Origin of the sequence: Neorhizobium sp. DAR64872/K0K18 (assembly GCF_050500175.1) — a bacterium.
GTDB classification, from domain to species: domain Bacteria; phylum Pseudomonadota; class Alphaproteobacteria; order Rhizobiales; family Rhizobiaceae; genus Neorhizobium; species Neorhizobium soli.
Genome location: NZ_CP191446.1, coordinates 937,005 through 948,639 on the forward strand (window position 1 = coordinate 937,005; position 11,635 = coordinate 948,639).

At 63.6% G+C, this 11,635-nt stretch carries 13 protein-coding genes; 11 read left to right on the forward strand and 2 right to left on the reverse strand.

What is annotated here, in order from left to right; translation table 11 throughout:
• Positions 1-109: 109 nt before the first annotated feature.
• Positions 110-739, reverse strand: coding sequence for an outer membrane protein (locus ACQY1P_RS09890; RefSeq protein ID WP_062453463.1), 630 nt, complete (start codon positions 737-739; stop codon positions 110-112).
• Between the two features lie 181 nt (positions 740-920).
• Here ACQY1P_RS09890 and ACQY1P_RS09895 point away from each other — a divergent pair, with 181 nt between their 5' ends.
• The 4 genes from ACQY1P_RS09895 (at position 921) to ACQY1P_RS09910 (ending at position 6,199) form a co-directional block, all read left to right on the forward strand.
• Positions 921-2,318 carry an MFS transporter gene (locus ACQY1P_RS09895; RefSeq protein ID WP_430256315.1) on the forward strand — a complete coding sequence of 466 codons (1,398 nt, stop codon included), beginning with the start codon at positions 921-923 and terminating at the stop codon, positions 2,316-2,318.
• A gap of 107 nt (positions 2,319-2,425) precedes the next feature.
• A complete protein-coding gene (locus ACQY1P_RS09900; protein WP_430256316.1) occupies positions 2,426-3,886 on the forward strand; it encodes a protein adenylyltransferase SelO in 1,461 nt (486 codons plus the stop codon).
• 248 nt (positions 3,887-4,134) lie between these two features.
• Positions 4,135-4,773 (forward strand): hypothetical protein, encoded by a 639-nt coding sequence (locus tag ACQY1P_RS09905; RefSeq protein ID WP_430256317.1) that lies wholly within the window; start codon positions 4,135-4,137, stop codon positions 4,771-4,773.
• A complete protein-coding gene (locus ACQY1P_RS09910) occupies positions 4,682-6,199 on the forward strand; it encodes a DNA-packaging protein (protein WP_430256318.1) in 1,518 nt (505 codons plus the stop codon). Before ACQY1P_RS09905 ends, ACQY1P_RS09910 begins: the two co-directional genes overlap by 92 nt.
• Positions 6,200-6,308: 109 nt before the next feature.
• Here the strand turns inward: ACQY1P_RS09910 and ACQY1P_RS09915 are convergent, their stop codons facing one another.
• A complete protein-coding gene (locus ACQY1P_RS09915) occupies positions 6,309-6,509 on the reverse strand; it encodes a hypothetical protein (protein WP_062453459.1) in 201 nt (66 codons plus the stop codon).
• A gap of 97 nt (positions 6,510-6,606) precedes the next feature.
• Here ACQY1P_RS09915 and ACQY1P_RS09920 point away from each other — a divergent pair, with 97 nt between their 5' ends.
• The 7 genes from ACQY1P_RS09920 (at position 6,607) to ACQY1P_RS09950 (ending at position 11,607) form a co-directional block, all read left to right on the forward strand.
• A complete protein-coding gene (locus ACQY1P_RS09920; protein WP_180215423.1) occupies positions 6,607-7,236 on the forward strand; it encodes a hypothetical protein in 630 nt (209 codons plus the stop codon).
• Between the two features lie 46 nt (positions 7,237-7,282).
• Positions 7,283-8,452 carry a phage portal protein gene (locus tag ACQY1P_RS09925; RefSeq protein WP_430240810.1) on the forward strand — a complete coding sequence of 390 codons (1,170 nt, stop codon included), beginning with the start codon at positions 7,283-7,285 and terminating at the stop codon, positions 8,450-8,452.
• A gap of 60 nt (positions 8,453-8,512) precedes the next feature.
• Positions 8,513-8,788: a CopG family ribbon-helix-helix protein gene (locus tag ACQY1P_RS09930; protein WP_430256319.1), complete on the forward strand. Its 276-nt coding sequence runs from the start codon at positions 8,513-8,515 to the stop codon at positions 8,786-8,788.
• Entirely contained in the window at positions 8,788-9,093 is a 306-nt protein-coding gene (locus ACQY1P_RS09935; protein WP_430256320.1) for a type II toxin-antitoxin system RelE/ParE family toxin, read from the forward strand. Before ACQY1P_RS09930 ends, ACQY1P_RS09935 begins: the two co-directional genes overlap by 1 nt.
• A gap of 210 nt (positions 9,094-9,303) precedes the next feature.
• Entirely contained in the window at positions 9,304-9,630 is a 327-nt protein-coding gene (locus ACQY1P_RS09940) for a DUF6107 family protein (protein ID WP_430256321.1), read from the forward strand.
• 77 nt (positions 9,631-9,707) lie between these two features.
• On the forward strand, positions 9,708-10,301 hold the full coding sequence (locus tag ACQY1P_RS09945) for an HK97 family phage prohead protease (RefSeq protein WP_174195865.1): 594 nt from the start codon (positions 9,708-9,710) through the stop codon (positions 10,299-10,301).
• Between the two features lie 19 nt (positions 10,302-10,320).
• Positions 10,321-11,607, forward strand: a complete 1,287-nt coding sequence (locus ACQY1P_RS09950) for a phage major capsid protein (RefSeq protein ID WP_430256687.1) — start codon at positions 10,321-10,323, stop codon at positions 11,605-11,607.
• Positions 11,608-11,635 lie beyond the last annotated feature (28 nt).

Genomic DNA, 11,635 nt, shown 5'->3' on the forward strand with positions numbered 1-11,635 from the left:
GTGATGATGGCCGGGACAGTGGTCGAAATCCCTGAAGAGCAAGTTCCAAAGAAAAAGGCCACCGCGCGAGCGGCAGCCTCCTCCTCATACAATCAGATGCTTGACGCGATCAGAACTTCACGCCGAGGCCAACCTGCACGACGTGCTGGTTGAAGTCGACATCAGCGCCGGCGAGGTTGCCGTTGCCGTAGTCGTTGTAGCGATACTCGACGCGGCCGAACAGGTTGTCGGTGAAGGCGTGATCGACGCCAGCGCCGATCGTCCAGCCGTGCAGCGTGTCGTCGTCGTCGCCAACCGGCGTGTCGACTTCAACATTGGTGGCTGTCCAGCCGCCTGCTGCGTAGATCAGAGTGCGGTCCATGGCGTAACCGAGACGCGCACGGGCCGAACCGGAGAAGCCGCTTTCGGCATCGACGCCAGCGGCGACATCGTCGTTGTTCCAGTCGTAGTTGACATCGCCTTCAACACCGGCAACGAAACCGTTGGAGAACTGCCAGTTGTAGCCGACGAAGCCACCCATGCGGGCGCCGTCGAAGTTCTGGGAACCAGCGCCTTCGATATCAGCATCGCCCCAGCCGTATCCGCCGTGGATACCGAGGTAAGGACCGGACCAGGAAAATGCCGGAGCTGTTTCGTAGGCGACTGGCGCGCTCGGAATGGTCTCAACCGCATCGGCGGCGAGAGCTGCGGACGAGAGGCCGGCTGCAAGAGCTGCGGCGAGAACGAGTGTGTTCCTCATGATGATTTCTCCGTGTTTTCAACGACTGCTTGTTATGAGGATCAATGTAGTGCGTTCGGCTTGGAAAGCTGTAGCTAAAATGTCACGCGCGCCAAAATCGATCCTTGACCGTTGACCGGGGGACTTTGCGCCGCCACTGCTGCGGTCGGGAAAGCCTTGCGGATGAACCGGGGAGCATGCCGTGCTGACAAGAACAGACACCGGATGGAAAACGCTTTTGTCGGGCCGGAACGGCCTGATGCTGGGGCTGATTTCCGCCGGGATCGGGTTGCATGCCTTCAACCAGTTCGCGATTGTTGCCGCCATGCCGCTGGCCGCCGCCGAACTTGGCGGGCGCGACTGGTTCAGCTGGGTCTACAGCCTCTATTTCATCGGTTCGATCGCCGGCGGCACCAGTGCTGCCTATCTCCGCGATCGGTTGGGTGTGAAATCCAGCCTGTTCTGGTCCATGGCGCTGTTTTCGCTGGGCGGTCTGATGGCGGTTCTGGCACCAAGCTTTTTCTTTATCGTTGCGGGCAGACTGTTGCAGGGGATTGCCGACGGTCTGATCGTGGCAATCTGCTACAGCCTCATCCCGGCCAATTTCTCGTCCGCGGTGACGGCGAAGGTATTTGCGGTGGAGGCAACCGTCTGGGCGGTCGCGGCTCTGCTCGGGCCGCTGATCGGGGGGCTGCTCGCAGAGGCGTTTTCGTGGCATGCCGCGTTTCTGGCGGTGACGCCGTTTCTCATCCTGCTTGGTCTTTTCACGCTGTTGACGACGCCCGAGACCGGCAGCGCGGCAAAGGCCGCGTTTGCGCCTCTGGCCGTGGCGCTCTGCGTGACTGCGTCCTTCATTTTCGCACTGTCGTCCGCAACGGGGGTGATCGGCTGGCAGGTCGCCTGTCTGGTGCTGGGATCACTGGCGCTGGCGCTGACCGTGATGACGGATGGAAAGCTCGGGCCGCGGTTGTTTCCGGCTGGCGCTTTCAGGCTGGGATCGGTGCTTGGCCACGGGTTCTGGATGCTGTTCCTGATGTCGGCGGGCCATGCCTCTGGTGCCACCTATCTGGCTCTGATCATCCGCGACGTGTGGGGCATCGGACCGGCGGCGGTCGGCTATATCGTGGTGGCGATGGCGCTGACCTGGAGCGCGGTCGCGATGGCCTCCAGCCGGATCAAGTCTCTAAAAGGACGACACTTTGCGATGCGAGCCGGGCCGCTGTTCCAGCTCGCGGGCTTCCTGATGATCGCGGTATCGATCGACGTCCGGGAGATCCTGCTCGTGGTCCTGAGCCAGATGGCGATCGGCACCGGTTTCGGTCTGTCGTGGGCGGCGATCAACCAGGCCTCGATGGAGGCCGCCGGCGACGAGGAGCGTGACCGGGCTAGCGCGCTTTTGCCGACCATGTCGACGGCCGGCTACGCCGTCGGATCGGCGCTTGCCGGCATGATCGCGGCAGCGACCGGGCTGACACGGCAGTTGTCGCAAGGCGATCCCGGGCAGGTCGCCTACTGGCTTTACGGGACGTCCGCAGCCGCGGCGCTGGTGACGTTTCTGCTCGGGTTCGGGGTGCGGTTGAAGGCGGGCAATAAGGGCTGATCTTGCTTGTTCCGCAGGCGCGAGACCCCATATTGGGGATACGCCACAGACCAGACTCAAGCACATACCCGAGACCAAGCCCCTGAAAGGGCCGAAGGAGAGATCCCGTGTTCCAGTTCGACAATTCCTATGCCCGCCTGCCGGATCGGTTCTTCGCTTCCGTCTACCCGGAGCCGGTGGAGGGGCCGAAGCTTCTGAGGTTCAACCAGAAGCTGGCAGCGGAACTGGGCGTCGAGGCGGATCTTTCGGATCCCGACCGGCTGGCAGCGGTGCTTTCCGGCAATGTCGTGCCGCAGGGGGCATCGCCTCTCGCCATGGCCTATGCCGGGCACCAGTTCGGCAATTTCGTGCCGCAGCTTGGCGACGGGCGGGCGATCCTGATCGGCGAAGTCATGGACCGTGCCGGACAGCGCCGCGACATCCAATGGAAGGGTGCGGGGCCGACGCCGTTTTCGCGCCGAGGCGACGGGCGGGCAGCGCTTGGGCCGGTCATCCGCGAATATGTCGTGTCCGAGGCCATGCATGCGCTGGGCATCCCGGCGACGCGGGCCCTGGCTGCGGTTTCGACAGGTGAGCTCGTTCAGCGCGAGCAGGAGCAGCAGGGCGCGGTGTTCGTGCGGGTTGCGGCAAGCCATGTGCGGGTGGGCACGCTCCAGTTCTTTGCTGCCCGCGGCGATACCGAGGGTGTGCGGACGCTGGCCAACTACGTGATCGAGCGGCATTACCCTGACCTGATGGGCGCGCAGAACCCTTATATGGCGCTGCTGAAGGCGGTGGCCGACCGGCAGGCGGAACTGATTGCCCGCTGGCTCGGCGTCGGCTTTATCCATGGTGTGATGAACACCGACAACATGACGATTTCGGGCGAGACGATCGACTTCGGCCCTTGCGCCTTTCTCGACGAATACAACCCGATGAAGGTGTTTTCCTCGATCGACCGGCAGGGGCGCTATGCCTATCGCAACCAGCCGGGCATCGGACAATGGAATATCGCAAGGCTTGCCGAGGCGCTGGTGCCGCTGATCGATGCCGACGAGGAAAAGGCGGTGGAAGCCGCCAATTCTGTCCTGAAGGCATTCGGCGACACGTTCCAGGCGCACTGGATCGAGGTGTTCCGCGCAAAGCTCGGTCTGGTCACCGCGCGCGACGGTGATGGCGATCTCGTGCAGGGACTGCTTTCTGCAATGGAGGAAAACGAAGCGGATTTCACGCGGACGTTCCGAGCGCTCTGCAACGCCGCGGAAGGACACGACGACGACCTGCTCGCCTGTTTCGCGGATACGGCCAAGCTGCGGGAATGGTTGCCGAAATGGAACGAGCGGCTGGCCGAGGAAGGTCGCAGCCCGGCGGACCTGGCAACAGAGATGCGCGGCGTCAATCCGTGGCTGATCGCCCGCAACCACCGAATCGAGGAAGCCATCGCGGCTGCCAATTACGGTGATTTCAGCTTCTTTGAAAAGCTGGTGGAGGCGCTCGAAAAACCGTTCGAAGAGCGGCCGGAATTTGCCGACTACGCGATTGCGCCGACGGCGGAACAGAAGGTTGCGCGCACCTTCTGCGGGACGTGAGGGAGAAGCGGTTCCGGTAAAATTTTCGAGATAGGAATTTAATCCTTGACGGCGTGACGGTTGTCGGGTAGTGTTTAGGCATAGTCGAAGAGTTGCGTCGGGAGAGGCTTCACGCCCCGACCGCCGCAAGGCTTCCAGTCAGGGCTCGGATTGACCTCCGGGCCCTCTTTTTTTCCAGGACATCGATATCGAAACCGAACGTGCGACGGCAAGCCGGCGCGGCGGGTTTTCGGCTGTGGAGATCTGCCATGAACCGTTCCGATACTCTCGCCGGTTTTGATCCAGACCTGTTCGGCCTGTGGACGGACGAACCGCTTTACGACGCGGATGACGACGTGACTCAGGATGCCGAACTCGAAGAGACGGTTCGGAACGTTCTGCTGGAGCTCAAGTCTGCGGAAACCGAGCTGAAGCCCGCAGATGAACTGCGGCAGCTTTTGAACGAGATGACGGCTGAGATGCGCCAGCAGTTCGCCACGTTCCGGACGATGCGGGAAGCGGCGTCCGGGCTGTTGTCCGGCGAGGCCGACGACGCGGTGTCAGCTGACGGCAACGAGGCGTCGCAGAAACTGGCGCGGGCCGATGTGAAGGCGGCGACCGATGCGATGAGCCTGATCGTGCGCACGCTGGAAAAGGTCGATGCGCTGCAGCGTCAGCTGTCCCGCGACCGGCAGGTGGAGGCCGACAGGCTGGCCGATGCCGGCGGATACGAAGAGGCGAAGGCCCGCTTCGTCCGGATGATCGAGGATCGCGCCAATGAAACAGCCTTTGGGTATTTCGAAGCCTGGAAACGCGATGGCCCACCGGGATGGGTGGCGCAAAGGCTTCCAGCCGGAGGAACCCAGCCAGCGCAAGATGCGGCGGGCTGCAGAGAAGATCACGGGTGAGGCGGTGAAGGCGTCCGGGTCGTTCGGGGCAGGCATGTCTGACATCGGTGATGCCAGGAAGAAGACCGGACGGGATCTGGAGGCCGGAATGGTTTTGGCCGGTGCGATGGGGTTGCCCCGCGCTCCGGACGCGGTGCCGGCGGAGAGATTTGACGCGCCTGGCCCGGGAGAGAACGCGTTTGACGGGTTCGTCTCCGGTCTCGACCGGGACTGGGCTTTTGCGGCGCTTCCCGGACAGAGGCCTCCGGATGGCGACTGGCGGACATGGCTGATCATGGGCGGGCGCGGATCCGGCAAGACGCGCGCCGGCGCCGAATGGGTGCATGCGCTGGCGTGTTCCGCCGGAGAGCGTTCCGATCTTCGCATCGCTCTCGTTGCGGAAACGCTGGGCGATGCCCGCGAGGTTATGGTGGATGGTGTGTCCGGCATCTGCCGGATTGCGGCACGGCACTGGCCGGAATTCGAGATTTCAAGAAAGCGGCTGGTCTGGCCGAACGGCACGGTGGCGCAGATCTTTTCCTCGGAAGATCCGGAAGCGCTGCGCGGACCGCAGTTTCATTACGCCTGGTGCGACGAGATCGGCAAATGGAAGCATGCGCAGGAAACGTTCGACATGCTGCAGTTCGGCCTGCGGTTGGGACTCGATCCGCGCCAACTGGTGACGACCACGCCGCGACCGGTGCCGGTGCTGAAGCAACTGATTGCCGACCCCGGCACGCGGCTGATCAAGATCTCCACAGCCGGTAACGCCGGCAATCTGGCACCGGGCTTTATCGCGGCGCTGGAGCGACGCTATGGCGGGACGAGACTTGGTCGTCAGGAACTTGGCGGCGAGCTGATCGAGGATCGCGACGACGCGCTGTGGAAGCGCACCGACCTCGAGGCCTGCGTGACGCGCTTTACCGGGGTTCTGCGGCGCATCGTGGTGGCGGTCGATCCGCCCTCGGGATCCGGCGAGAACTCCTGCTGCGGCATCGTCGTGGCGGGTGTCGAGGCAAGCGAAGGTTCGCCTGGTAGGGCGGTGGTGCTGGCCGACTGTTCGGTGACCGGTCAGACGCCGGGCGGCTGGGCGAAGGCCGTGGTGAAGGCCTATGCGCGATTTTTGGCCGACCGCGTCGTGGCCGAGGGCAACCAGGGCGGCGACATGGTGCCGGCGATGCTGAAAAGCATCGACGCCAACCTGCCGGTAACGGTGGTGCATGCATCCCGCGGAAAGTTTGCCCGCGCAGAACCGGTCGCAGCCCTCTACGAGCAGGGACGGGTGGTGCATGCGGGACGGTTTGCGGAGCTGGAGGACCAGATGTGCGATTTCGGTCCCAACGGACTGTCATCGGGACGCTCGCCGGACCGGCTGGATGCGCTGGTCTGGGCGCTGACGGCGCTTGTTTTGGACGGCCTGGGCGAGCCGCGCGTCAGGGGGATTTGAGCCCAGGCCCGGTGTGGCGCTTCTGGTGAACCGCGCAACGAAAAGCGGCCCGGACAGGGCCGCTCAAGCGTTCTATATCTGACAGTTGGCTACTGCCAACAGTTGCAATTCAGCTTTTAGCCGGCACAGCCGGAGCGCTGTCGCGCATCTGCTTCCATTCGGATTCCATGCGCTCGAGGACGTGCTGCGGCACCGATTTCGTGGCGGCTGTCTGGGCGGTCTGCTGCATCATCATGATCTCCGGATTGTGCGCTGCACCATCGTGGTGGTGCGCCCCTATGAACGTCGCATGGTTGGATTGGTTCCACATCCTTACTCCGAAGTAAATCGTCATTAACAGACTAAAACGATTTAGTTTTTTCTAAACCGATTGAAACCTTCGAACGCGGTAAAGGGGTAGGATTAACATGGGATACGAGCGCAGTTTTTTCTTCGATCACGTGCGCAGGAACCCGTTCAGCGGGCGGTTGGCAAGTGGTCAGGTGGCCGGGTTGGCTGCTGTTTTGGAGGCATGGGAGGCGCGCAACCCCATCGAAGGCCCCGCGGCGCTTGCCTATGCGCTGGCGACCGCGTTTCACGAGACGGCAGCGACGATGCAGCCGGTGCGCGAAACGCTGGCCAAGACCGATCAGCTTGCGGTGGTGCGGCTGGAAAGCGCTTACAGCGCCGGCCGGCTGCGGACGGTGAAGACGCCGTACTGGCGTTACGATGCCGATGGCCGCACCTGGCTGGGGCGCGGGCTCGTGCAACTGACCCACAGGCGCAACTACCAGAAAATGTCGGCGCTGACAGGGATCGATCTGGTCACGGCACCTCATCGCGCCATGGAGATGGATGTGGCAGTAAAAATCCTGATCGAGGGCATGCGGGCCGGCAGTTTCACCGGCCGCAAGCTCGGCGATTATTTCGGCCCTGGGAAATCGGACTGGGTCGGGGCGCGAAAAATCATCAATGGCAATGACCGGGCGGCGCAGGTGGCGGGGTACGCGAAAGCGTTCGCGGCAGCGCTGCGGGACGATGCGGCGATGGCGGCCTGAACGTCTTCAGAGGGAATTGATCCCGGATCGAGTGAAGGATGAAACGATGAGATTTCCATTCCGGCTTCCTGGGCTTTCCCGCATCGCGCCGCCTCAGGAAACCAAGGCGACGTCGGGGCTATCGTCGGGCTTTGCGATCGTATCTGGCGATGGCGCGGCGCACTGGTCCGGGCGGTCCTATGCGGCTCTGGCAAAGGCCGGGTTCATGAAGAACCCGATCGCCTATCGGGCCATGCGGATGGTGGCCGAAGCTGCCGCCGCCGTGCCGTGGCTCGCCTATCGCGGGACCACGGAGGTGGCCGATCATCCGGCACTGGCGCTTCTGGCACGTCCGAACGGGCGCCAGAGCGGGCCTGATTTCTTCGAGGCGCTGTACGGGCATCTGCTTTTATCCGGCAATGCCTATGTGGAGCCGCTGGCGCTTGGCGGCGACCTGCGCGAGCTGCATCTGCTGCGGCCGGACCGGGTGAGCGTCGTCGAGGGACGCGACGGCTGGATTGCGGCCTATGATTATCGCGCAGGGCAGGTGACGCGGCGGCTTGCTGTCGATCGCGACGGACCGGGGCTGCTGCATCTGAAGCTGTTTCATCCGCTCGACGACCATAGCGGTCTGTCGCCGCTGGTGGCGGCAGGGGCGGCGCTCGATCTTTCCAATGCGGCGGCGGGCTGGAACAAGGCGCTGCTCGACAATTCCGCACGGCCCTCGGGCGCGCTGGTCTACCAGCCGAAGGACGGCGGCAATCTTTCCGCGGATCAGTATCAGCGGCTGAAGGACGAACTGGAGGCGGGCTATTCAGGCGCGGTCAATGCCGGGCGGCCGCTGCTTCTGGAAGGCGGGCTGGACTGGAAGGCGATGGGGCTTTCGCCGAAGGACATGGATTTCATCGAGGCAAAGAACGGTGCTGCCCGCGACATTGCGCTGGCGCTCGGTGTGCCGCCGATGCTGATCGGTATTCCCGGCGACAATACCTATGCCAACTATCAGGAAGCGAACCGCGCCTTCTACCGCCTGACGGTGCTGCCGCTGATTGCCCGCACGGCCGCAAGCTTTTCCGCCTGGCTTTCGGACGCTTACGGTGAGGGGTTGCGGCTGGAGCCGGATCTCGACCGGGTGGCAGGTCTCTCGGCCGAGCGCGAGGCGCTGTGGGCGCGGATCGGGGCTGCAGGCTTCCTGACGGAGGACGAAAAGCGCGAGGCTGTGGGGTATTCGGCGTGATTGCGGGATCGCGGCGCAAGGTGTAATTTGTAATACGGTGTATTACAGATGGAGATCGTCATGGCAGATGCCAAATCCGAAAAGCCCGCTCTCTCGGACCCGATCACGTTGCGCGTGCCGCAGGACATTCTCGACGATATCGAGAAGATCGCGGAAACCTCGGATCGCAGCAGAAGCTGGGTGATTGTCCGGGCGCTGAAATATTATCTGATGGCGGAGGGGAATGAAATACTCAGCATCCGTCGCGGACTGGCGGATATCGAGGCGGGGCGGACCGTGGATGCGGAGGAGTTCTTCGAAGAGCTCGACCGTCTCAACCGCGAGGATGCTGCCTGATGAAGGTCACCCTCTCGGAAGAGGCGATACGCTACGTCCAGAGGGAACGGGCTTATCTGGCCCAGTTCGGGCGGCGGACTGCCGTCGCGTTTTCGGATCAGATCAAGCGAACGATCCGGCTCATTTCCGAGCAGCCGCGTGTCGGAACGATGGTTGCTCCGGTCGAGGGCATCAGGCGGTTCGTCGCAACGCCCTACCATGTGGACTATGTCATCCAGTCCGACCGGGTCCTGGTCGTCTCGATCATGCATGCCAGGCAAGCCTCGTCGGCCCTTGACCATGATGACGATGACGGTTTCGACTGAGCTTTTCCGAGTTGTCGGCGCTTGAGCCTGCTCGACTCAACTTCTCAAACCCCTGACTCAACTCGTCAACGCTGTCTCTCAAGCGATTCAGGGGGTTGATAAAAAGCGGCCGGCTTCATGTGGCGCGTGAAGATGCGCGAGGCCTTGGCGGTTGCGGATGGAGATCCGCTTTCCGGCTGACACTCTCAACATAACCCAGAAAGTTTAACGATGGCTGACCTTGGGCATGATCCGGGAACGCTCGGCGTGTGGGCTGCGCGGACCGCAGGTGCGGTGGCGGGTGCGGGCGTTTCGCTGGTCTATCTCCTGCCGAAAAGCGGGCACGAGGCGGCGAGCCGGTTTCTGACCGGGGTGGCCTGCGGGCTGATCTTCGGCGGGCCGGCCGGCCTTTGGCTGATGGCGAGGCTGGGGATCAGCGGTGAACTTCCCGAGCCGGAGATCTTGCTGGCGGGATCGGCTGCCGCCAGCCTTTCGGCCTGGTGGGTGCTGGGCGCGCTGTCCCGGCTGGCCGAGCGATACGGGCGGCGCAGGGAGTAAGGCGCTCCCGACGACGAACCCCTGCCGCCGCGAGCGGATGGGGTTCAGCAATTCCAATGACTTTGCAGGAGATCCCGATGCACGCTGACCGCGGGCAACGCCCGCCCATGCGCCCGAATGTGCGCAAATTCGCCAATCTGGAACTGGCCGGCATTGCCGGCGACGGCACGTTTTCCGGTTATGCCAGCGTGTTCGGCGAGGTCGATCTCGGTCGTGACCGGATCGAGCGGGGGGCATTTTTGTCCTCGCTTGTCGAACGCGGCGCAACCGGTGTGCGCATGCTTTATCAGCACGACCCGAACGAGCCGATCGGCGCCTGGAAGACGATCCGTGAGGATGGTCGCGGGCTGTTCGTCGAAGGCGTGCTGTCGCCCGGCGTCGCCCGATCGAGGGAAGTGCTGGCGCTGATGAAATCCGGTGCGCTGGACGGGCTCTCGATCGGCTTTCGAACCGTACGGGCCCGCACCGACGCCAAGACGGGGGTGCGGCGCATTCTCGAGGCGGATCTTTGGGAAATCTCCGTCGTGACCTTTCCGATGCTGCCATCGGCACGGGTGTCCGACGTCAAGCATCAGCGCTTCTTCCGCGACCGCGAGACGGAGCTCGTTCGCCAGATGCGGCGGGCGGCGAAGATGATGTGGAGATCGTCGTTCAGGCAGAACAAGGCTTAACAGAGAAGGACAGGACATGATGACGGGACAGGGACATGTAACTGGAAATGCCGCCGTGGCGCCGGAAGTGAAAGCCGTGCCGGAAACGGTGACGGCCGCGCTCGATGAATTCATGGAAGCGTTCGAGGCGTTCAAGGACGTCAACGACCGAAGAATCGGCGAGATCGAGCAGAAGCTGACCGCCGACGTGGTGACCCGCGACAAGGTGGACCGCATCAACCGGGCCATGGACGACCAGAAGCGGGTGCTGGACCAGCTGGCGCTGAAGAAGGCGCGACCGCCGCTCGGTGGCCGGGGTGGCTATGGCCAGAGCGGCGATCTTTCGCCCGAAGCGATGGAGCACAAGGCGGGGTTCGACGCCTATATTCGCCGCGGCGAGGATTCGGGGTTGCGCGAGCTGGAGGCGAAGGCGTTCTCCGTTGGGGTCGGGGCCGATGGCGGCTATCTGGTGCCGCCGGAGACCGACACGGAAATCGGCCGCCGCGTCTCCGTCGTGTCGCCGATGCGGGCGCTCTCGACCGTGCGCACCGTCTCGACCTCTGTCCTGAAGAAGCCGTTCTCGACGACGGGGCTGACCACCGGCTGGGTGGCGGAAACGGCGGCGCGGCCGCAGACCAATACGCCGCTTCTGGCCGAACTCGCCTTCCCGACGATGGAACTCTACGCCATGCCGGCCGCCACCCAGGCGCTGCTCGACGATGCGGCTGTCGACATGGAGGCCTGGATCGCCGGCGAGGTGGACATCGTGTTTGCCGAGCAGGAGGGCGATGCCTTCGTGCGCGGTGACGGGGTAAACAAGCCGAAGGGCTTTCTCGCCTATACGGCTGTTGCCGATGCGAGCTGGGCCTGGGGCAGCCTCGGCTATATCGCAACCGGCGTTGCCGGCGGCTGGAAGGCGACCAATCCCTCCGACACGCTGATCGAGGTGATCTACGCGCTCAAGGCCGGACACCGTCAGAACGGCACATTCATGATGAACCGCAAGGTGCAGGCCGATATCCGCAAGTTCAAGGATGTCGACGGCAACTACCTGTGGCGGCCGCCGGCAAGTGCGGGTCAGCCGGCCTCGCTGATGGGCTTTCCGATCGCAGAAGCCGAGGAGATGCCCGACATCGCCGCAAGCTCGACCTCGCTTGCCTTCGGTGACTTCCGGTCGGGCTATCTCGTAGTCGATCGGGCGGGAGTGCGCATCTTGCGCGATCCTTATTCCGCCAAGCCCTATGTGCTGTTCTACACCACCAAGCGGGTCGGCGGCGGGGTGCAGAATTTCGAGGCGATCAAGCTGGTGCGGTTCGCTGTGAGCTGATCGGCCGGGCGGACTGACACGTCCCGGA